Raw genomic sequence first — 19,562 nt, forward strand, 5'->3', positions numbered from 1 at the left:
CGGCCGATCACCACGATCGGACCAGCGGGGCGTCATGCTCGCGCCGCTGCCATTCGGCGGCGAGACGTCCCAGCCGGTGCGGTGCGGCGATGCTGCGCATGCCGGCGATCTTGTCCGCGCGCATCTCCAGGATCGCGACGCCGAGGACTCGATCGCCGAGTGTGACGAGCACGGCCGGGCAGCCGTTGGCCACGACGGCGTAGATCGATGGTGAGCCACCGGCGAGGCGTCGCTTGGCCGGACTCGGTGTGAAACCGGCCCGCACCGCGGTGGCCAGGCGTTGCGGGCTCGCGTAGCGGATCAGCTTCGCGGCCAGGCCGCCGACGCCGTCGGAGATGCCGGTCGCGTCATCGGTCAGCAGCGCGACCAGCCGATCGGTGCGACCCGAGGTGGCGGCCTCGATGAACGCCTGGACGACCCGGCGGGCGAAGCCGTGATCGATGTCGATGGTGGTGCGCGCGACGGTGATCCGCCCACGCGCACGGTGGAGGTGTTGCTGACTCGCCGACACGGTGATGTCGAGGATGCCGGCGATCTCGGCATGCCGGTATGAGAAGGCCTCGTGCAGCACGTACACGGCACGTTCGGTGGGCGACAACCGTTCCATGAGCGTCAGCACCGCCAGGGTCACCGATTCACGCTGCTCGACGGTGTCGGCGGGCCCGAGCATCGGGTCGCCGTCGAGCAGCGGTTCGGGCATCCAGGCGCCGACCGCACGCTCGTGGCGCGCCTTGGCCGAGCGGAGCCGGTCCAGCGCCAGATTGGTGACGATCTTGGTCAGCCACGCCTCCGGCACCTCGACGTAGTCGCGGTCGGCGGCCTGCCACCGCAGGAACGCGTCCTGGACCGTGTCCTCGGCGTCGGCGGCCGAACCGAGCAGACGGTAGGCGATCGAGGCCAGCCGGTTGCGGCTGGCCTCGAAACGCGCCACGGTGGCAGTGTCCATGAGCACGACTCTAGGTCGCGACCACGGCGTGGGGTCGATCGGTGACCGCGCGGTAGCGGCGGCTGGGCATGCCGAAGGTGGGATGGCTCAGACTCCACGGGTTGACCCCGAGGATCACCGCTTTGACGCGGGCGGCCGCTCGCCCGCGCAGGGCCCACGACTTCGATCGCGCGTCACCGTCGACCACCTGGAAGATCCCGTCCTTGCGGCCGAGGCTGATGTGGTTGCCCACATACGACAGTGAGGTCGTCGAGATCTTGCGCCCGGTCCGGTCCCCGACGATCGTGGCCGTGGCCTGCATGCTGGTGAATCCCGCGGACGCGCACGACATCGGCAACGGTAAACCGTTGTCGCCGATGACGAAGGCACTGTCACCGGCGACGTAGACATCCGGGTGCGAGACCGACCGCATCTGCCGGTCGACGGTGATCTGGCCGTTGGGTTGCACCGCGAGACCGCTGGTCGCGGCGATCGCAGGCACGGCGAACCCGGCTGCCCACACCGTCGCCTGCGCGGGGAAAGCGGCGCCGTCGGCGGCCACCGCGCCCGCCGCGTCGACACGGGTGATGGTGGTGTTCTCGTGGACGGTGATCCCGAGCCGGTCGAAGGCGTCGAACAGGTGGCGGCGGGCTTTGCTGCCCAGCCACCCGCCGAGTTCGCCGCGGGTGGCCAGGCCGACCTGAAGCCCTGGATGGGATTCGGCGATCTCGGTGGCGGCCTCGATCGCGGTCAGGTTGCCGCCGACCACCAGGACCTTTCCGTCCGCGCCCAGCTCGGTCAGGCGGGCGCGCAGGCGCAGCGCGGCCGGGCGAGACGCCACGTGGAAGGCGTGCTCGGCGGCCCCGGCGACGCCGTGGATGTCGGCGGTACTGCCGAGCGAGTAGAGCAGGGTGTCGTATTCGAGCCTGTCGATGTCGTCGCCGTCGGCAATCGTGACCGTCCGGTGGTCGACATCGACGCCGCGCACCCGCGCTACCCGAAGCCGGATGCCGGTGCCCGCGAACATCTCCGCCAGCGGCAGGTGGCGCAGATTCTGCCCGGCGGCGAGTTGATGATTGCGCAGCCGCTCGGTGAAATCGGGTTCAGCGTTGACGACGGTGATCTCGAAGTCGTCGGAATGGAGTCGGCGGGCCAGTACCCCGGCGGAGAAGGCCCCGGCGTATCCGGCCCCGAGGACGACGATGCGGTGCTTCATGATTGGCTCCTGTCTGGTTCGCGTGCCATCTGAACGAGACAGCCGACGAAATCCTGACAGGATCAATCAGTGATGTGGGTCACGCGCGGGTGGCACGTGAGGTCGCGAGGAATTCGGTGATCGCGGTGGCGACGGCAGTGGGTTGGTCGAGCATCGACAAGACATAGGCATCGTCGATTTCGACCAGGCGCGACCGCGGGATCAGGGCGGCCAGGCGGGGGCCGTGGGAGCGGGGCATGACTTTGCCCGCGGACGACCACAGAATGAGGGTTTCGCCGGAGAAGTGTTGCAGGGCTTCGGTATTGGTGACGAGTTCGCGTTTGTCGAAGCCGGCACGGGTGTAGGCGAGCAGGTCGGCGCGGATACGGGGGTCGCGCAGGCCCGGTTCGGTCCAGGCGTGGACCAGGGCGTCGGGGAGGGGAGTTTTCGCCATCCAGCCGAACATCACGGGGCTGCGGCGCAGCCAGCCGATGCGCATCTGACGCAGGGCCAGGCTGATGCCGCCGGGCAGGGCTGAGGCGAGCGTGGCGGTTTTGCCCGGGAGGCCGGGCGGGAAGTTGTCGAAGGCTTCGCTGGGGAAGATGATCAAGCGCCCGACCCGTTCGTCGAGGCCGTAGGCGGTGAGGAACAGGGCCCCGCCCCAGTCGGAGTGCACGAGGGTGACATCGTGCAGGTCCAGTGCGGCGAGGAAGTCGGCGACGAGCTGGTTGAGGCCGCGCAAGCTCAGGTCGGTGCCCGGGCGCAGGGGCTCGGGGTGGGCGCCCAGCGGTAGGTCGGGCAGGACGTAGCGGAAGCCGGTGGGCAGGTGGTCGAGGACCGAGTCCCAGACCGTGTGGTTCATCAACAGCCCGTGCAGCAGGACCACCGGGGGTCCTTCGCCGCGTTCGCGGTAGTGGATCCGGCCCGCATCGAGTTCGACGGTCGCCATGACATCCTCCCTTGCGCTCCGCGCTAGAGCGTTCGCTCTAGCGTGTTTGCTCTAGTCTGGTGGAGTGAGCGAGCAGATGTCAACGAGTACCCGCGAGCGACTGGTGGGCGCGGTCGCGGAATTGATGCGTGTCCACGGGTACAGCGCGATCACCGTCAAACAGATCACCGCCGCCGCCGAGGCGCCGATGGGGTCGCTCTACCACCACTTTCCGCAGGGCAAAGTGCAGATCGCGGCCGAGGCGTTGCGCAGCACCGGCGCGGCCTATATCCAGCTGCTACCGCTGCTGATGGACCCGCACGAGGATCTGCGGGTGGCCGTGCCCGCCGCGTTCGACGACGCCGCGCGCACACTCGAGGATTCGGGGTGGATGAACATGTGTCCCGTCGGCACCGTCGCGGGCGAGATCGCCGACAGCGAACCGGTCTTGCGGGAGGTGGCCGCAGAGGTCGTGCTGGACTGGATCGAGCAGGGCACACGGTATTTCGTCGAACGCGGCGTCAGGGAAGGCGCGGCACGCGAGCTGATCCTGGCGATGCTGTCCGCACTGGAAGGGGCATTCATTCTGGGCCGCACACTCCGTTCGGCCGAACCGTTGCGTGCGGCCGGTCGGGCGATGGCGGCACGGGTGGATATGGTGCTCGCCGCGTGCGAGATCGCTGTCGTCGATCGGTGATCACCCGCCAGACCACGTAACCGTGTCACGGGCCCTGTGACACGGCTGTGGTTGCGCGAGTGGGTATCTCATCACGCGGCGTCGAGTGCTCCGGTGATCTTGTGGGTCATGTCGACCATCGTCGGGTTGGGCCGGGTCTGGTAGAGCTGGGCGGTGTCGAGGGCGACGGCGATGGTGTTGCGGAAGTTCTCGGCCTCCAGCGGGTCGTGCCGGCCGAGCAGGCTCATCGCCGCGGTGAGGGCGGGCAATACCTGATCGGCGAGTTCGGCGACCGAGGAGCCGCTCAGGGCGATGCGGCCGGACTTCTCGGCCAGGACGTGCCCGACCACACCGGTCGCCGACGACAGCGCGATGGTGCCGGTGGTGGCGATCTTGTGCGGCTTGCCGGTAGCCCCGCCCGCGGCGGCGAGCAGGGAGACCGCCCCGTACGCGGCGGTCCGCACAGTGGCCTTTTCCTGGGTGGTGAGGGTGACAGACATGGTGGTCATCTCCTGGGGTTCTGTGGTGGGGGAAGGGGATCGGTGCTGAGTCAGCGGGCGGCCGAGGAGATCGTCTCGACCTCACGGACGGCGTCGGCGATGGCGCGGAAGTCCTTGCGCAGGATCGCACCGTGGTTGCTGGCGACCTTGGCGCTGATGCGGATGTTGGGGTTGCGATCGAGCGCCGCGTCGAGGCCGGCGCGGATCTTCTCCTGCTCGTCGCCACGGCTGCCGAACGACGTTCCCGAAGCGACCACGTACCGCACCGGGTCGGTGATGGCATCGAGCACCGGGCCCAGCGCGTTGACGCTGGAGAGTTTGCCGATCTCGATATTGCTGTCGGCCTGCTGCTGTGCGGTCAAGCGGGGCGCCAGCCCGGTCGGGCGAGCCAGCGGCAGCACCCAGCTCAAACGCTTGAACAGCGTGCGGATGCGCAGCTCCATCGCCTCGTCGAGCCAGTCGTAGGGGAACGCGCCGTCGACGAGGACCGCGCCGAGCGCACCGGCCGGGTTGCGGCTGGTCCAGTGCGCCCCGAGGTAGGCCCCGTAGGACCAGCCGACCAGGATCGGCTTGTCGGTGACACCCCTGGCCGCGAGGATCGCGTCGATGTCGCGCACGCAGGTGTCGAAGGAGTAGTCGGCCGACTTCTTCGACTTGCCGCGGGCCCGCTCGTCGAAGGTGATGTGGCGGTAGCCGGGGCCGAGGTCGGCGATGACCCGGCGCCAGTAGCCCTGGGTGGCGAACTGGCCGTTGAGGTAGACCACCGGGGTTCCGGTGCCGCCGGTGTCGGTGACGGCCAGTTCGGTGTCGTCGATGCTCACCATGCCGGTCCAGGGGGCGACGACGCTGGTGGGGTTCGAGGAAGTCATTGTCATGTCCTTGCGTTGCTGTGTTCGGTATTTACTGATTACTAAAAGATAGATTGCGTTCACTCATCTGTCAACGGTCAATTGTGGTGAAAATGCGTGGTAGATAACGATTAGTCGTCGATAGTGCAATGACAATGAGCGTGAATGCAATGGGTTCTTGCGTTGCGCTTTGCAATGGAATGAAGGTGAATGCATACTGGGCGTGGTGCGGGCCACCCGCTACGTACCGGTCGACAGAGAGGTGACCAGCAGCGATGCCCGGAGGCAGACTCACCGACACGGACCGTCAGCACATCGCCGCGGGGCTCGCGGACGGACTCGGCTACGCCGAGATCGGGCGCACGCTCGGACGGCCCGCCTCGACGATCATGCGCGAAGTCACCCGCAACGGCGGCCCCGACGACTACCGGGCCGAACGCGCGCAGGCCGCCACCCAGCAGCGCGCCCGCCGTCACAAGCAGGCCGACCCCGCCCCGCCACCGATTCCCGACGGTGGCTACGGGCGCGATCCTCGCGCGGTCGCCGACTTCACCGAATCGTTCACCGCTCTGCTCATCGAACAGGGTCTGCCCCGGATGGAAGCCAGAGTGCTTGCCTGCCTGCAGATCACCGACTCCGGGGCGCTCACCGCCGCCGAGCTGGTCGCGCGCCTGCGCGTGAGCCCGGCCTCGATCTCCAACGCGGTCGCTTTCCTCGAACAGCAGGGCATGCTGCGCCGAGAACTGGTCCCCGGCGAACGGCGCGAACGCTACTTCGTCGACGACGACATCTGGCTGCGTAACCTCGTCGCCTCGGTGCAGATGCAGAACTCGTTATCGGCCATGACCCGGCGCGGCGTCGAGATCCTCGGCCCCGACACCCCGGCCGGCGCCCGCTTCGAACAATCCGCCGAGTTCGTCGCCATCGTCGGCGCGGCACTGCGCCAGGCCATGGAGCAGTGGCGAGTGCGCCTGGCCGAACGCAGCGCCGAACGCGAGTAGCGATCGCGCGACCCCGTGCATCGCCTGCCGGCCGCCGGGTCGTCTCCGGTTCGCCGAAATACGTTCTGCAACAGCCGAATACCGGGGTCTAACCCTGGGCTGTGAGGACTATCCGCGCCACCAGCGCGCGGTGATCGGCGCCGGGAACGGCGACGGTTTCGACGCTGGTTGCGCGGGCGTTCGCGAGCAGGAAATGGTCGATGCCCACCAGCGGCGGGACGGCCTTGTCGGTCGGGTAGGTGACCAGGTGACCCGCGCCGGCTTGAACCGCCGCGTCGGCGAAACGCCCCGACGCCAGGGCGCGGAAGCGGGCATGGTCGTAGGTGGCGTTGAAATCGCCGCCGGCGATCACAGGCCGATCGGTGGGGGATCGGCGCAGGATCTCGTGCAAGCGGGCGAGCTCGTCGGCCCAGACACCGGTGTCGTAAACGGGCGGGACGGGGTGGAAGGCATAGATCGCGACCGGGCCGAGGTCGGGGACCGCTGCGGTGGCCGAGATCTGATTGAGGACGTAGCCGTCGTATTCGACAGTGTCCGACAACGGGAACCGGCTCCAGATACCGGTACCGCTGGCAGTCTGGCCCGGTGCGAGGTAACGGTGGGGCAGCAGCTCGTCGAGGCCGGCCTGCGACAAGCTGGCCACGGCCGCGCGGGTGAGTTCGTTGACGGTCAGAACGGCGATGTCGTGCGCACGCACCTGGTCGACGAGTGCCCGCGGATCGGCACCGTCGAAGAGCAGATTGGCCTGCATCGCCACGATCGGCTGCCCTGGACCACCGTTGTGCGCGACATACAGCGGCGCCTGGGTCGCGATCCCCGCACCCGCCACCACCACCGCCACACCGGTCGCGATCCACTGCCTGGTCGCCGCGAAACCGGCGACGCCGAGCACCGCACCGGCCATCAGATAGGGCGCCCCCGAAGCCGCGAGCACGAGCGGCTCCAGCGGCCAGCGGGTGAAATGCAAGGCGACCCCGGCGGCGCCGATCGTCGTCGCGGCACCGGCCAGCACGCGGACACCGACTCGGACAACCTGCGCTCTCATCACATCAGCCAAGCACGCCACCTGGACACAGGCGAATTCGTAGTTCTGCTCACGCCGAGTCCGGGGCGCGAGCAGCGGCGCAACGGTGCTGAGGGCGGCAGATGGCGCGACGGGTGCGCGAATGGTGGTAGGAAAGGGGACGTGTCGGCATCTGGCGAGAATTCTGGTTCGAACAAGCGGTCCCGCGCGGAAGACGAGGTGGTGGAGCTGGTCAGCAAGCTGATCCAGTTCGACACCTCCAACACCGGCGAGCTGTCCACCACCAAGGGCGAGCGGCAATGCGCCGAGTGGGTGGCAACGCAGTTGCACGAGGTCGGCTACGAGACCGAATACGTCGAATCCGGTGCGCCCGGGCGCGGGAACGTGTTCGCGCGGTTGAAGGGCGCCGATTCCAGCCGCGGGGCGCTGATGATCCACGGGCACCTCGACGTGGTGCCCGCCGAGGCCGCCGACTGGAGCGTGCACCCGTTCTCGGGCGCGGTGCGCGACGGCTACGTGTGGGGGCGCGGCGCGATCGACATGAAGGACATGGTCGGGATGACGCTGGCGCTGGCCCGCCAGTTCAAAGCCGAGGGCACGGTACCGCCGCGCGATCTGGTGTTCGCGTTCCTGGCCGACGAGGAGAACGGCGGCAAATGGGGCTCGCAGTGGCTGGTGGAGCACCGGCCCGACCTGTTCGACGGTGTCACCGAGGCCGTCGGTGAGGTCGGCGGGTTCTCGCTGACCGTGCCCCGCCCCGACGGCACCGAACGCAGGCTCTACCTGGTGGAGACCGCGGAGAAGGGCCTGGGCTGGATGCGGTTGCGTGCCAAGGCCCGCGCCGGGCACGGCTCGTTCCTGCACGAGGACAACGCCGTCACCATCCTCGCCGAAGCCGTCGCGCGCCTGGGCCGCCATACCTTCCCGGTGGTGCTGTCGGACTCGGTGGCCGAGTTCCTCGCCGCGGTCAGCGAGGAGAGCGGGCTGGCCTTCGACCCGCACGGGCCCGATATCGAAGGTCAGCTGGCCAAGCTGGGCACCATCTCGCGCATCATCGGCGCCACCCTGCGCGATACCGCGAATCCGACGATGCTGCAGGCCGGGTACAAAGCCAACGTCATCCCCCAGACCGCGGAGGCCGTGGTCGACTGCCGGGTGGTGCCGGGACGGCAGGCGGCGTTCGAACGCGAGGTCGACGAGCTGATCGGACCCGACGTGGAGCGGGAATGGATCACCAAACTCGACTCCTACGAGACCACCTTCGACGGCCACCTCGTCGACGCCATGAACGACGCGGTCCTGGCCCACGACGCCCAGGGCCGCACCGTGCCCTACATGCTCTCGGGCGGCACCGACGCGAAAGCGTTCGCCCGCTTGGGGATTCGCTGCTTCGGTTTCGCCCCGTTGCAGCTGCCTCCCGAGCTGGACTTCACCGCCCTGTTCCACGGGGTGGACGAGCGGGTACCGGTGGCATCACTGGAATTCGGCACCCGGGTGCTGGAACACTTCCTTCTGCACAGCTGACCTCGACCCGAAAGGTCCTCGATGACTTACAACCCGTATGACGCGTTGCCGCAGGTGCCCTCGTTCACCGTTACCTCCGCCGACATCACCGATGGTCAGCCCTTGGCCAACGATCAGGTGTCGGGAGTGTTCGGTGCCGGCGGCAAGGACATCTCGCCGCAGCTGAGCTGGTCCGGATTCCCCGAGGGCACGCAGAGTTTCGCGGTGACGGTGTACGACCCCGACGCACCGACCGCGTCGGGGTTCTGGCACTGGGCCGTGGCCAACATTCCGGCATCGGTCACCACCCTCGATGCCGGTGCGGGCAGCGAAGGCGGGAGCCTGCCCGCCGGTGCGGTGAGCTTGCGCAACGACGGTGGTTTTCCCGGCTTCGTCGGTGCGGGACCGCCGAAAGGCCACGGTCCACACCGGTATTTCGTGGTCGTGCATGCCGTCGACGTGCCCGAACTCGAGGTCGGGCCCGACGCCACGCCCGCCTACCTGGGGTTCAACCTGTTCTTCCACACCCTGGCCAGGGCAACCCTGATCGGGACCTACGAACAGAACTGAGAACGTACAACGGCGGTGGCCCTGAGACTTCCAGGGCCACCGCCGTTTTCGCAACTACTTCACGTTGACGACATACTCGGGCGGGGTCGCGGCGTAGAGCTCGGCGATGGTCTCGGCGTACTTGTTCGAGATCGGGGTCCGCTTGAGCGACATCTTCGGGGTCAGCTCGTCACCACCGGGCTCCCACAGGTTCTCGACGATCACGAAACGCTTGATCTGCTCCACCCGCGAGAGCTTGCGGTTGCCCGCGAGTACCGCTTCCCTGACCTCGTCGACGATCTCCTTGCGCCGGGCCAGTTCCGCGTGGGTGGCGTCGGTGGCGCCGAAGTCCTTGGCGCGCAACGCCGCGACGTCGGGGTCGAGCATGATCAGGGCGGTGATGTAGGCGCGGGCCTCGCCGATCGCGACGGCCTGGCCGATCATCGACGAGGCCGCCTTCATCGCGTTCTCGATATTGGAGGGGGCGATGTTCTTGCCCGCTTCGCTGATGATCAGTTCCTTCTTGCGATCCACGATGCGCAGGTAGCCGTCGGCGTCGAGGGTGCCGATGTCGCCGGTGTGCAGCCAGCCCGCGTCGTCGATCGCCTCGGCGGTTTTGTCGGGCATGTTGCGGTAGCCGGGGGTGATGATCGGGCCACGGATGAGGACCTCACCGTCGGCGTCGAGGCGCAGCTCCACACCGTCCATGACGCGTCCGACCGAGCCGGGGCGCGGCTTGTCGATCTCGGTGTAGGTGCCCACGCCCGCGGTTTCCGACATCCCCCACACCTCGCTGACCGCGAAGCCCAGGCCGAGGAAGTATTCGAGGGTCTCCGGCGGCACCGGAGCGGCACCGGACGCGGCGACCTTCAGCTCGGCGAACCCGAGCGCTTCGCGCAGCTTCGACAGCACGAGGGTGTCGGCGATCTTGTGCTGCACGCCCAGCACCAGCGAGTTCTCACCGGCCAGTTTCGCCCTGGCCTGTGCGACGCCGACACCGATCGCCCAGTTGGCCAGTGCCTTCTTGACCGGGCTCGGCTCGACCGCGAGTTTGTTCTCGATGCCGGCCTTGATCTTCTGCCACACCCGGGGCACACCGAAGAACACCGTGGGGCGGGCATCGGGCAGGGCGGCGGCGATCTCGCGCGGATCGGTGACGGTGGTGATCTGGATGCCGGTGAGCAGGCTCATCGCATGCGCGGAGATGCGGTCGGCGACGTGCGCGGCGGGCAGATACGACACCGCGCGGTCGTCGAAACCGACCGGCAGCGGACCCGAGACCAGGCCGACGACCTGGGCGATCACATTGCTCTGGGTGAGCTCGACGCCCTTGGACGGGCCGGTGGTGCCGGAGGTATAGATCAGGGTGGCCAGGTCGCCGGGCTGGACCGCTTGCCAGGCCGCGTCGAAATCGAAGTCCGGTGCCGGATCGGATTCGAGCTCGGCCAACGTGACGGTGCCCTCGGCGGTGCCGTCGACGATGACGGTGTGCTCGATCTCGGCGCCCGCGGCGCGGATCGTGTCGAGGAACGCCTGCTCGGTGATGACGACCTTGTTGCCCGCGTTGGCGAACACGTGCGCGATCTGTTCGGTGGAGCTGGTGTTGTACACCGAGAACGGGATGGCGCCCAGGTGCAGGGCGGCAGTGTCGATCAGGTTGAACTCGGGCCGGTTGGTGAGCATGATGCCGACCGCGTCACCGTGACGCACACCGAGTTTCGCCAACCCGGCGGCCAGTGCGCGCACCCTCGTCGCATATTCGGCCCAGGTGATCTCCTGGGTGCCACCGACCGTGCGCAAGGCGATCTGGTCGGGCCGCAACGCGGCGGTCTGCTGGAAGGCGGCGGGCACGGTGTGCACCGTGACCCCGGATGCGTGCGCGAAACCGATGTCTGTCATATCCCTGTTCCCATAGGCCGAGCCGGACGCCGAGCCAATGCGAGCGAAACTGCCTCGTTGTCTCGAGACAGGGGCGGCAACAGTGGCGTGGCTCACTTATCGTAACCGGACATACGGGATTGCGAGGGGGGTTACCGGCGACCTCGTGGTCGCCACCACGACCGCGCCCGCTGCGATCGCTGCTCGTCGGCGAGTGGATCGGCGGGGATGGTGTGCTGACGGTGGCGTCGTTTGGCCTGCAGGTACTGCCTGCCACGCGGGGAGTGCAGGGCGATGGTGAGGGCGATGGGCTCGACGGTGATCCCGGCCTCGGTCAACGCCCGGCACTTGTCGGGGTTGTTGGTGAGCAGCCGGACCCGGGTGAGTTCGAGGTCGCGCAGAGCGTGCGCGGCGGCGTCGTAGCGGCGGGTGTCGGCGTCGAGGCCGAGGCGCCGATAGCTGTCGAAGGTGTCGGTACCGGACTGTTCGCTCTCCCGATAGCCGCGGGCCTTCCAGATCAAGCCCGCCCCGCGACCTTCCTGTTCGAGGTAGACGAGCACACCGGCGCCCTCGGCCTGGATGCGGTCCATCGACTCGGTGAGCTCCCCACCGCAGTCGCAGTCGTCGGAGCCGAGGCCTTCGCCGTAGAGGCAGCGCGAGTGCACCCGCACGAGGCAGCCGTCGCGGGGCTCGCCGAAGAGGAAAAGGTGACCGCCGTCGTCGCGGCCCGGGATCTCGATCACCCGAATCGGTAGCTGCTTGCCCTGGCGACCCAGTCGGTGTGCGGTATCGGCACCGGGTTCCCCGGTTCTGGCACCGCCGAACGACAGAATGGTCAACGATCCTCCGTGCGTGGACAGGGCGACAAGGCGCCGATGCCGGACAGGCGTGAGCTGAATGTCGCGACCTTACCCCCGGATCAGGCCGGGGGCGCGTACAGGCGCACGATGCGGTCGATCTCCTCGACACTCGGCATCGACACCGCCACCGCACCCAGATTCTGGGTCGGAATCATCGCCGCGGTCGCCCACACGAAATCAGCTGCGGTGAGCGGAGTTCCGGAATTGACGAGACGATAGGCCAGCGCACCGGTGAAGGCGGCGGCGGCGCCGACCGAGGCCTTGAGTACCTGCGGGAAATGGTCGATGACTGTCTCGATCGTGTCGGAGGCGACCACACACCGGAAGTTCTCGACCGTGCACACGGTACCGACTCCGAGGCCACGCAACAGCCGGGCGATATCGGCGGCGGACTCGGCAGATACATCGGGCAGCAGCGCGTCGAGATCCGCGGCGGCGCCGACGAGATAGTCGACCGCGCCCAGATGTCGATACAGGCTCTGCGGCACCGGCATGGCCGGTGTCGGACATACGATAACGGGTGGTTTGGGTCGCATCTGCGACACCATCGACAGCACCTGCTCGATCACCGAAGGTGGCGGTTCGAAACTCAGGATCACCGCATCCGAGGCTTCCAGGGCGGCGCGGAGTTCGGGACGGTGGAGGTCTTCGTCCTGGAGCTGGACGCGATTGTCACGGCAGCCGATGATGCGGCTCTCCCCGTTGGGGGTGATCACCACGGCGGTGACCAGCGACGTCGCGAACGGGACGACCTTGACCAGGTCGAGGTGGACGCGTTCGGATTCGATGAATTCGAGGATGCGACGGCCGTATTCGTCGCCGCCGACAGCACAGACCAGATGCACGCCGATGCCGAGACGGGCTGCCGCGACCGCCCGGTTCAGCCCTTTGCCGCCGGGGTGGCCGGTAAAGCTGCCGCTGGCCGCGTTGTCGGCGGCGGGGAAGGAGTCGACCCGGTAGAGGTGATCGATGACGGCGTCACCGAAGACCGTGACGACACCGCGTTGCGCGGGCACGGCGGTGGGTTGGGTGACGGAGGGTCCGGCCATGGGATAGCCGGAATCGGTGGCGAGCAGCCCGGCGAGCGCGGTGAAGGCGTTGTGTTCGGAGACCGTACGCAACCGTTTGACGGTGGGTGCCTCGGGTACGGGGTCGACGTCGAGCAGGGTGTGCAGCGCGATCCACTGCTCGGTCAAGGCCTCTCGACGTTCCCCGAGGTTGTCTGCATACAGGCGTTCGACATCGACACCCACGCCGGAGCGGTCGCGGAACAGCCCGAGCGAGAGTGCCGCGTCCACGATCAGCCGGTCCGTCGGCGCCAGCCACTGCGTGACCTCGCGCACCACAGGCAGGATCGAGGCCTCGACACTGGCCCCGGTACGCCGGGCGTGCCGGCGCACCGACAGCAGCTCTAGCAGCGGCGCAGCGTCGATCTCGGTGTGGCGCAGGCGTTCTGCGTTCAAGCCCGCGTACTTGCCCAGCCTGGCCAGGATGCTGCGGATCGCGGCGACACGGGCGTCCTGGGGAACCATCGGCATGCTGCCTCCCGTCCACTTGTCGAGGCCGGCGCGCACCCGATCGGGGCGGACGCCGCACTGCGATCGCCACAATGCCGGGTTTGCCACGCCCGAAATCCGGCAATTACCTCCTAACAATGGCAATTGACCAAGACAATTGGCAAATGCCACACTGGATTACGGGGAGTGGATGCCCCGCCAGACGCTCGGGGAGGGCGCAGCGCCCCGCCGGGGAAGGCAGGTCCGCGATGGTTATTCAAGGCACCGACGACACGTTACGCAGCGACCGCACGCCGGAATTCGCCCAGCGAACCGACACCGGCGGTTGGCGATTGAGCTGGTTGCCCGAGTACACCCTGACCCGTGAGCAGGCCTGGGCGGGCATGGAGCTCGACGAACTCGTCAGCGATCTCGCCGCCGTGCACGACCGGCTCGCGCACGCCGAGATCAGTGCCCGCGCCGACCTGCTCGGCATCATCTGGCAGCAGGCTCTGATCAAGCTCGCCAAGCGCATCGATACTCGCCGGGACGGCGACAACGCGGCAGCAGGGGAGTCGTTGCACGATCCACCGGCGCAACTGTCCCGGCTACGCCCGGCGCGACCGATGCACGACGACCGGGCGCCCCAGGCTAACTACGGCTGAGAACTCAGGCCGAGTGGGCGCGGTGCTCGGCGCCGACAGCGTCGGACAGGCGGGCGTAACCACCCGCGCGCAGGTTGGCGGCGATGCCGCTGTGGATACGCGTGGTCCAGAAGGGGCCACCGTAGATGAACCCGGTGTAGCCCTGCAGCAGGGTGGCCCCGGCCAGGATGCGGGCCCAGGCCTGCTCGGGGGTTTCGATGCCACCCACCGAGATCAGGACCACCCGATCGCCGACGCGGGCGTAGAGGCGGCGCAGGACCTCCAGGGCGCGTTCGGCCACGGGGGCGCCCGACAGCCCGCCCGCGCCCATGGCTTCGACCTCGGCTGTCGGGGTGGCCAGGCCGTCGCGTCGGATGGTGGTGTTGGTGGCGACGATGCCCGCCAGACCCAGCTCGACCGCGAGGTCGGCGACGGCGTCGATGTCGTCGTCGGACAGGTCGGGGGCGATCTTCACCAGGACCGGCACCGACACACTGTCGAGCACGGCCTGCAGGATCGGGCGCAGCGACTCCACGGCCTGCAGGTCACGCAGGCCGGGGGTGTTGGGGGAGGACACGTTGACCACGACGAAGTCCGCGAGCGGACCGAGTAATCGGGCACTGGTCGCGTAATCGCCGGCCGCGGCATCGGGTTCGGTGACCTTGGTCTTGCCGATGTTCGCGCCGATCGGGACAGTGGGGCGCGCGCCGTGCAGGCGAGCGGCCGCGGCGGCGGCACCGTGGTTGTTGAAACCCATCCGGTTGATCAGGGCGTGGTCGGCCGGTAGCCGGAACAGTCGCGGCGCGGGGTTGCCGGGCTGGGCGTGCGCGGTGACCGTGCCGATCTCGGCGAAACCGAAACCCAGTGTGCCCCAGGCATTCGCGCCGTCGGCGTTCTTGTCGAAACCGGCGGCCAGACCCAGCGGCGCGGGGAAGTCGACACCGAACGCGGTGGTGGCCAGGATCGGATCCTGCACCACGGTGAGCTTGCGGGCCAGCCAGCGCGTCGGCGGGAACCAGGTGGCGAAACGCAGCGCGGCGAACACCAGGTGATGCACCCGCTCCGGCGGGATCAGGAACATCAGGCGTAACAGGAGGGCGTACATGGTCGGCTCACAATCCGGGTTCGGGCACAGGCAGGACGGCATTCTTGCGGCGGCGCAACAGCACCCGGCGACTGCCGTCGGTGTAGGCGCGTACCCGGGACAACTCCCAGCCACCGAATTCGGCCTGGATGGCCAGTCGCATCGAGGCGGTGACCCGGTTGACCTCGGGTGGCAGCCGCAGGGGTACGTATTCGTAGTCGTCGTTGCTGGTTTCCCAGCTCGACGGTAGCGCCGAGCGCGCATTGCGAGGTGTGGCCATCACTGCCCTCTCTTTTGCTCTTGCACGCCGATCCGCTGCAGGCCATCGCCCGCGGCCGAGGCGACGAACAGGTCGCCGGTGCGTTCGTCGACGGTGATCGCGTCGGGCTGGCGCAGTGTCGCCAGCCTGGCCACCTCGACACCGATGCCGGTCGACAGGTCGTAGCCGACGACCTCGTTGCTCAGCGTGGCGCTCACCCACACCAGCTCCGACCGCGAGTCGTAAGCGAGCGCGTAAGGCGATGATGATACCGGGAAACGCTGGCGCAGCACGAGCGGACCGGCCGTGTAGACCAGCAGTTCACCGCCCGCGGTGTCGGCCACGATGATGCGGCCGTGCGGGTCGGTGATGGCGTTGGTGGCACCGTCGCCGGCGCGCAGCATCAAGCCGAGCGCGTCCTCGCCCACCGCGACGACGGCGGTCTGCTTGCGGTCGAGCACAGTGATGTTCTCGCCAGTGACCGCGATCGCGTCGGCCGAGACGAGGCCGGTGATCGTGCGGGTGACGGTGCCGTCGGCGTTCAGTTCGCGCACGGTGCCGTCGGCGGTACCGACGACGAGTGTGCCGTCGGTGCGAGTGTGCACGCTGTGCACGTCACCGGCGACAGCGGTCTCGGTGAGCGCGCCCGTGCCCGCGTCTACCCGCAGAACCCGGTCGGGGGCGGCGACGAGGACCTCTCCCGGCTTGCCCTGGGCCAGCGACGCGCCGGCGGCGGGGAGGGCGACCGCACGTGAGGTTGCCGGAGCGGCGGGGTCGATCAGCGACAGCGTGGTGCCCGCGGTATCGAGGGCGGCGAGCAGACCGGTCGAGCGTTCGGCGAGCAGTGCTTTGGTCGCGACCGCGGCGAAGACCTGCCCCGCGGGATCGACCGCGGCGGGCGAGACCGCCGCGGTCGCCGGCGCCCTGGTCGGCACATCGGCGCCGCCGTCTTCACCGCTGCACCCGGTCAGTACCACCAAAACCGCCGCGCCGACCAACGCAGAGGCGACCGAGCCACGAGGGCGCATGCACCGAACTCCTTCAATCCGCACGAGGTGACTGCCTTGATCACCATCTGACCATGATGACTCACCAGTAGCTCCGACCGGGTATCTGGCGTCGGAGCTGTCGGTGACGCGCGTTACTGTTGACGTGTCGAGCAATTGATTGCCATGCAACGGCAGGAGATCCCCACGATGACCGACCGGACACCAGCGGGTTTCGGCATCGATGACATCTCCGTGGGACCGTTCGCCCACGGCTTCGGCACCACCGACGACGGTCACCCCTTCGCCTTCCGCACCCACCGCGCCACCCTCACGGTGCAGATCTATCGTGCCGACCTGGGCGACGCGGTGCCCAGATCCGATGACGTGGTGGCCCAAGCCCAGGCTCAGGTGACCGACATCGACCTCGGCGACGAACGCAGCGTCAGCGCCTTCGTGCGCGATCTGCTCCTCGACGCCGACCCTGTCGAGGCGCCCGCAACCAGTGACATCTCCACAGTTCGCGCCATCCTGGGGCGGATCAGTGCCGTCATTGATGGTATGTAGATGGTGATGTCTTCCACACTTTCCGCCAGGGCCGCTGCGGCCACCGCCTGCCTCACGGCCCTCGTCGCCCTCGCCGCGTGCGCGGGAACCACCGACGAGGCCTCGGTCGACGCCGCACGGTCTTCGGCCAACGCCTCCCTCGCTTCCTCCGTCGCGACCTCGGCCAGCAAGGCCAATGTGCCGCTGCCGACCGCCCAACAGCTCGACGCGCAAATCAAACGCGCGCTCGACCCGGGCCTGCCCGATGTCGAACGCACCGAACTGATCGAAGACGGCGCCGCGTTCTCCGACGCCATCCCCGACATGTACAAGGCGCTGCGCGACAACCCCCACGCGGTGTACGGCGTCGTCGACCCGGTCTTCGACAACCGTGACGGCACACTCACCGCCACCATGCGCCTGGACAAGGACGGTTCGGGTACCAACGTGCGCACCACCATCGTGCATTTCGTGTTGCTCGACGGTAAGTGGAAGATCTCGCGCACCGACCTGTGTGGCATCCTGCGCTCGGCCGACTACCGCACCGCCGCCTGCGGCTGAGATGCGCGAATCTCGATCCGTGCGGTGGGGCAGGTTCGTCTACCGCCACCGATTCCTCGTGCTCGGCTTCTTCGTGCTGACCGTGCTGATCTCGGGGTGGTTCGGTCGCGACCTCGCCGACCGCTACACCCAGGAGGGCTGGTTCGACGAGTCGAGTCAGTCGGTGGCGGCGTCCAAACTGGCCGATGACACTTTCGGCCGCGACACCGACGGCGATCTGATCGTCATCTACACCGCCCCACCCGGCACCACTGTCGACGATCCCGCCGTCCGCGGACCGGTGACGGCCGCTCTGGCCGACCTGCGCAAACAACACGGTGAGCGCATCCACAAGATCGACAGCTACTGGGACAGCCCCTTCTCCGCCAATGCCTCCGACCCGACCAAACAGCACGCCTTCGCCAGCATCGGGCTGGCCGGGGGCGGCGGAACCGCGACGGTCAACAACTACCTCGCGCTGAAGCCCCACCTGCACGCCGATGTCCCCGGCGCCGGGCCCGGCGGGACGACAGTGCAGCTGGCAGGGCTACAGCCGGTGGTCGAGGGCATCAACATCGGGATGCAGCACGACATCAAGCGCGCCGAGATCATCGCCCTGCCGATCGTGGCGATCCTGCTGTACTTCGTGTTCGGCGGGGTGATCGGCGCACTGCTGCCGGTGCTGATCGGTGGGCTCACCATCCTCGGCACCTCCGGGATCTTGCGGGTGCTCACCGCCCATATCGAGGTCAACGTGTTCGCCAGCGCGGTGATGACGTTGGTCGCGCTCGGGTTGGCGATCGACTACGGACTGTTCACGGTGACCCGGTTCCGGGAGGAACTCTCGGCCGGGCGATCGGTCGAGGACGCGACCGCGCGGACCGTCGCCACGGCGGGGCGCACGGTGCTGTTCTCCGCGGCGATCATCGCTTTGAGCCTCGGTGCGCTGTTCATCTTCCCGAACGGGGTGCTGCGCTCGGTGCCCTACGGCGGCATCTCCGCGGTGATGCTGGCGGCGCTGCTGTCGGTCACCGCGCTGCCCGCCGCCTTGAGTATCGCCGGCCACCGTATCGACTGGCTGGGCTGGAAACGTTTCTCGCGCAGCAAGACCGAAGCCGAGATCGATGCCGGGTTCTTCTCCCGGCTGGCGCAGTGGGCGATGCGACGGCCGTGGGCGGTGGTGATCCCGATCGTGCTCGGACTGCTGGCGCTGAGTATTCCGTTGCGCCACATCGAGTTCGGTGGGATCAGCGAGAAGTACCTGGCTGCCGACAACCCCGCGCGGGTGGCCCAGGAAGACTTCGATCACCTGTTTCCCGGTTTTCGCACCGAACCGCTGAAACTGATCGTGGTCGGTGCCTCACCCCAGCAGTTGAGCGATATCCGGTTCGAGGCCAACCAGGTTCCCGGACTCACCGGGCGGTTCGAACCCGCGGCGGCGACCAAGGACAATGTCAACGTGCTCTCCGCCGGGCTCGGCGACAAACGCGACGCCGACCGCGTGATCGACGCACTGCGTGCGCTGCCCGCCCCGCCGGGCGTGCAGGTGATGGTCGCCGGCATCCCCGCGCTCGAACGCGACAGCATCAACGGGTTGATCGACGGGTTGCCGCTGCTGTTGGCGATCCTGATCGCGGCGGCGCTGGCATTGATGATCGTGGCGTTCCGGTCGGTGGTCCTGGCGGTGAAGGCCGTCGCCATGAGCGCGCTCAGCCTGGTCTCGACCCTGGGTGTGCTGACCTGGATCTTCGTGGAAGGGCACGGGTCCGGGGCATTCCAGTTCACGCCGGGACCACTGATGTTCGCGGTGGTCGCGTTGATCGTGACGGTGATCTTCGGATTGTCCACCGACTACGAGGTGTTCCTGCTGTCGCGGATCGCCGAGAAACGGGCCGCGGGCGCTGATGCCGCGGAGTCCATCCGCTACGGCGTGGCCCACACCGGTGGGGTGATCACCTCGGCGGCCGCGATCCTGATCGTGGTGACCGGGGCGTTCGGGTTCTCGGATCTGGTGCTGATGAAATACATCGCCTACGGGATGATCGTGGCCCTGATCATCGACGCCACGATCATCCGGATGGTACTCACCCCGGCCCTGCTGAAGATCATCTGGAAATAGC

20 protein-coding genes are annotated in these 19,562 nt (G+C 68.1%); 8 read left to right on the forward strand and 12 right to left on the reverse strand.

Annotation, left to right across the window (positions count from 1 at the left end; all coding sequences use genetic code 11):
• Window positions 1-7: 7 nt before the first annotated feature.
• From ACFTS5_RS08790 to ACFTS5_RS08800, 3 genes are all read right to left on the reverse strand, one after another.
• Window positions 8-946, reverse strand: coding sequence for a sigma-70 family RNA polymerase sigma factor (locus ACFTS5_RS08790; RefSeq protein WP_378629014.1), 939 nt, complete (start codon window positions 944-946; stop codon window positions 8-10).
• A gap of 10 nt (window positions 947-956) precedes the next feature.
• Window positions 957-2,141 (reverse strand): NAD(P)/FAD-dependent oxidoreductase, encoded by a 1,185-nt coding sequence (locus ACFTS5_RS08795; protein ID WP_378629016.1) that lies wholly within the window; start codon window positions 2,139-2,141, stop codon window positions 957-959.
• A gap of 79 nt (window positions 2,142-2,220) precedes the next feature.
• Complete coding sequence (locus tag ACFTS5_RS08800; protein ID WP_378629018.1) at window positions 2,221-3,069, reverse strand: alpha/beta fold hydrolase; 849 nt, start codon at window positions 3,067-3,069, stop codon at window positions 2,221-2,223.
• A gap of 64 nt (window positions 3,070-3,133) precedes the next feature.
• Here ACFTS5_RS08800 and ACFTS5_RS08805 point away from each other — a divergent pair, with 64 nt between their 5' ends.
• Window positions 3,134-3,745, forward strand: a complete 612-nt coding sequence (locus ACFTS5_RS08805; protein ID WP_378629020.1) for a TetR/AcrR family transcriptional regulator — start codon at window positions 3,134-3,136, stop codon at window positions 3,743-3,745.
• A 71-nt stretch (window positions 3,746-3,816) separates the two neighbouring features.
• Here the strand turns inward: ACFTS5_RS08805 and ACFTS5_RS08810 are convergent, their stop codons facing one another.
• Both ACFTS5_RS08810 and ACFTS5_RS08815 read right to left on the reverse strand, forming a co-directional pair.
• Window positions 3,817-4,224, reverse strand: a complete 408-nt coding sequence (locus ACFTS5_RS08810; protein ID WP_378629022.1) for a hypothetical protein — start codon at window positions 4,222-4,224, stop codon at window positions 3,817-3,819.
• Between the two features lie 50 nt (window positions 4,225-4,274).
• Window positions 4,275-5,093: an alpha/beta fold hydrolase gene (locus ACFTS5_RS08815; protein ID WP_378629025.1), complete on the reverse strand. Its 819-nt coding sequence runs from the start codon at window positions 5,091-5,093 to the stop codon at window positions 4,275-4,277.
• Window positions 5,094-5,347: 254 nt separating this feature from the next.
• On the opposite strand from ACFTS5_RS08815, the gene ACFTS5_RS08820 reads away from it, so the two are divergent.
• Entirely contained in the window at window positions 5,348-6,073 is a 726-nt protein-coding gene (locus ACFTS5_RS08820; RefSeq protein WP_378629027.1) for a helix-turn-helix domain-containing protein, read from the forward strand.
• An 88-nt stretch (window positions 6,074-6,161) separates the two neighbouring features.
• On the opposite strand, the gene ACFTS5_RS08825 is transcribed toward ACFTS5_RS08820, so the two are convergent.
• The gene (locus ACFTS5_RS08825; protein ID WP_378629030.1) at window positions 6,162-7,118 is read right to left on the reverse strand and encodes an endonuclease/exonuclease/phosphatase family protein; all 957 of its coding nucleotides are present in this window, start codon (window positions 7,116-7,118) and stop codon (window positions 6,162-6,164) included.
• 141 nt (window positions 7,119-7,259) lie between these two features.
• On the opposite strand from ACFTS5_RS08825, the gene ACFTS5_RS08830 reads away from it, so the two are divergent.
• Window positions 7,260-8,621 (forward strand): M20/M25/M40 family metallo-hydrolase, encoded by a 1,362-nt coding sequence (locus ACFTS5_RS08830; RefSeq protein ID WP_378629033.1) that lies wholly within the window; start codon window positions 7,260-7,262, stop codon window positions 8,619-8,621.
• 21 nt (window positions 8,622-8,642) lie between these two features.
• Entirely contained in the window at window positions 8,643-9,170 is a 528-nt protein-coding gene (locus ACFTS5_RS08835; protein ID WP_378629035.1) for a YbhB/YbcL family Raf kinase inhibitor-like protein, read from the forward strand.
• A 54-nt stretch (window positions 9,171-9,224) separates the two neighbouring features.
• Here the strand turns inward: ACFTS5_RS08835 and ACFTS5_RS08840 are convergent, their stop codons facing one another.
• The 3 genes from ACFTS5_RS08840 to ACFTS5_RS08850 form a co-directional block, all read right to left on the reverse strand.
• Complete coding sequence (locus ACFTS5_RS08840) at window positions 9,225-11,048, reverse strand: AMP-dependent synthetase/ligase (protein ID WP_378629038.1); 1,824 nt, start codon at window positions 11,046-11,048, stop codon at window positions 9,225-9,227.
• A gap of 131 nt (window positions 11,049-11,179) precedes the next feature.
• Window positions 11,180-11,866 (reverse strand): GTP cyclohydrolase II RibA, encoded by a 687-nt coding sequence (gene ribA, locus ACFTS5_RS08845; RefSeq protein ID WP_378629040.1) that lies wholly within the window; start codon window positions 11,864-11,866, stop codon window positions 11,180-11,182.
• Between the two features lie 80 nt (window positions 11,867-11,946).
• The gene (locus ACFTS5_RS08850) at window positions 11,947-13,425 is read right to left on the reverse strand and encodes a PfkB family carbohydrate kinase (protein WP_378629043.1); all 1,479 of its coding nucleotides are present in this window, start codon (window positions 13,423-13,425) and stop codon (window positions 11,947-11,949) included.
• Between the two features lie 227 nt (window positions 13,426-13,652).
• Between ACFTS5_RS08850 and ACFTS5_RS08855 the strand changes: the two genes are divergently transcribed.
• Window positions 13,653-14,048 carry a hypothetical protein gene (locus ACFTS5_RS08855; protein ID WP_378629045.1) on the forward strand — a complete coding sequence of 132 codons (396 nt, stop codon included), beginning with the start codon at window positions 13,653-13,655 and terminating at the stop codon, window positions 14,046-14,048.
• 4 nt (window positions 14,049-14,052) lie between these two features.
• On the opposite strand, the gene ACFTS5_RS08860 is transcribed toward ACFTS5_RS08855, so the two are convergent.
• Genes ACFTS5_RS08860 through ACFTS5_RS08870 form a run of 3 tightly spaced genes read right to left on the reverse strand, consistent with a single transcriptional unit; the run spans window position 14,053 to window position 16,398 of the window.
• Window positions 14,053-15,132 carry a quinone-dependent dihydroorotate dehydrogenase gene (locus tag ACFTS5_RS08860; protein WP_378629048.1) on the reverse strand — a complete coding sequence of 360 codons (1,080 nt, stop codon included), beginning with the start codon at window positions 15,130-15,132 and terminating at the stop codon, window positions 14,053-14,055.
• A 7-nt stretch (window positions 15,133-15,139) separates the two neighbouring features.
• Window positions 15,140-15,391, reverse strand: a complete 252-nt coding sequence (locus tag ACFTS5_RS08865) for a DUF5703 family protein (protein ID WP_378630001.1) — start codon at window positions 15,389-15,391, stop codon at window positions 15,140-15,142.
• Complete coding sequence (locus ACFTS5_RS08870; RefSeq protein WP_378629051.1) at window positions 15,391-16,398, reverse strand: YncE family protein; 1,008 nt, start codon at window positions 16,396-16,398, stop codon at window positions 15,391-15,393. Before ACFTS5_RS08870 ends, ACFTS5_RS08865 begins: the two co-directional genes overlap by 1 nt.
• A gap of 168 nt (window positions 16,399-16,566) precedes the next feature.
• Between ACFTS5_RS08870 and ACFTS5_RS08875 the strand changes: the two genes are divergently transcribed.
• Genes ACFTS5_RS08875 through ACFTS5_RS08885 form a run of 3 tightly spaced genes read left to right on the forward strand, consistent with a single transcriptional unit; the run spans window position 16,567 to window position 19,561 of the window.
• Window positions 16,567-16,923, forward strand: a complete 357-nt coding sequence (locus ACFTS5_RS08875) for a hypothetical protein (RefSeq protein WP_378629053.1) — start codon at window positions 16,567-16,569, stop codon at window positions 16,921-16,923.
• 6 nt (window positions 16,924-16,929) lie between these two features.
• Complete coding sequence (locus ACFTS5_RS08880) at window positions 16,930-17,463, forward strand: hypothetical protein (RefSeq protein ID WP_378629055.1); 534 nt, start codon at window positions 16,930-16,932, stop codon at window positions 17,461-17,463.
• Window positions 17,464-17,482: 19 nt separating this feature from the next.
• The gene (locus ACFTS5_RS08885; protein WP_378629057.1) at window positions 17,483-19,561 is read left to right on the forward strand and encodes an MMPL family transporter; all 2,079 of its coding nucleotides are present in this window, start codon (window positions 17,483-17,485) and stop codon (window positions 19,559-19,561) included.
• Window position 19,562 lies beyond the last annotated feature (1 nt).

The organism is Nocardia sp. NPDC056952 (assembly GCF_042674185.1).
In the GTDB taxonomy this organism is placed as follows: domain Bacteria; phylum Actinomycetota; class Actinomycetes; order Mycobacteriales; family Mycobacteriaceae; genus Nocardia.

Bases quoted from the DNA above. Each gene is read 5' to 3' on its own strand.
- ACFTS5_RS08795 (WP_378629016.1), bottom strand. From the start codon at position 2,141: ATGAAGCACCGCATCGTCGTCCTCGGGGCCGGATACGCCGGGGCCTTC.
- ACFTS5_RS08875 (WP_378629053.1), top strand. From the start codon at position 16,567: ATGACCGACCGGACACCAGCGGGTTTCGGCATCGATGACATCTCCGTG.
- ACFTS5_RS08825 (WP_378629030.1), bottom strand. From the start codon at position 7,118: ATGAGAGCGCAGGTTGTCCGAGTCGGTGTCCGCGTGCTGGCCGGTGCC.
- ACFTS5_RS08820 (WP_378629027.1), top strand. From the start codon at position 5,348: ATGCCCGGAGGCAGACTCACCGACACGGACCGTCAGCACATCGCCGCG.
- ACFTS5_RS08800 (WP_378629018.1), bottom strand. From the start codon at position 3,069: ATGGCGACCGTCGAACTCGATGCGGGCCGGATCCACTACCGCGAACGC.
- ACFTS5_RS08810 (WP_378629022.1), bottom strand. From the start codon at position 4,224: ATGTCTGTCACCCTCACCACCCAGGAAAAGGCCACTGTGCGGACCGCC.
- ACFTS5_RS08855 (WP_378629045.1), top strand. From the start codon at position 13,653: ATGGTTATTCAAGGCACCGACGACACGTTACGCAGCGACCGCACGCCG.
- ACFTS5_RS08815 (WP_378629025.1), bottom strand. From the start codon at position 5,093: ATGACTTCCTCGAACCCCACCAGCGTCGTCGCCCCCTGGACCGGCATG.
- ACFTS5_RS08880 (WP_378629055.1), top strand. From the start codon at position 16,930: ATGTCTTCCACACTTTCCGCCAGGGCCGCTGCGGCCACCGCCTGCCTC.
- ACFTS5_RS08860 (WP_378629048.1), bottom strand. From the start codon at position 15,132: ATGTACGCCCTCCTGTTACGCCTGATGTTCCTGATCCCGCCGGAGCGG.
- ACFTS5_RS08870 (WP_378629051.1), bottom strand. From the start codon at position 16,398: ATGCGCCCTCGTGGCTCGGTCGCCTCTGCGTTGGTCGGCGCGGCGGTT.
- ACFTS5_RS08850 (WP_378629043.1), bottom strand. From the start codon at position 13,425: ATGCCGATGGTTCCCCAGGACGCCCGTGTCGCCGCGATCCGCAGCATC.
- ACFTS5_RS08790 (WP_378629014.1), bottom strand. From the start codon at position 946: ATGGACACTGCCACCGTGGCGCGTTTCGAGGCCAGCCGCAACCGGCTG.
- ACFTS5_RS08865 (WP_378630001.1), bottom strand. From the start codon at position 15,391: ATGGCCACACCTCGCAATGCGCGCTCGGCGCTACCGTCGAGCTGGGAA.
- ACFTS5_RS08835 (WP_378629035.1), top strand. From the start codon at position 8,643: ATGACTTACAACCCGTATGACGCGTTGCCGCAGGTGCCCTCGTTCACC.
- ACFTS5_RS08840 (WP_378629038.1), bottom strand. From the start codon at position 11,048: ATGACAGACATCGGTTTCGCGCACGCATCCGGGGTCACGGTGCACACC.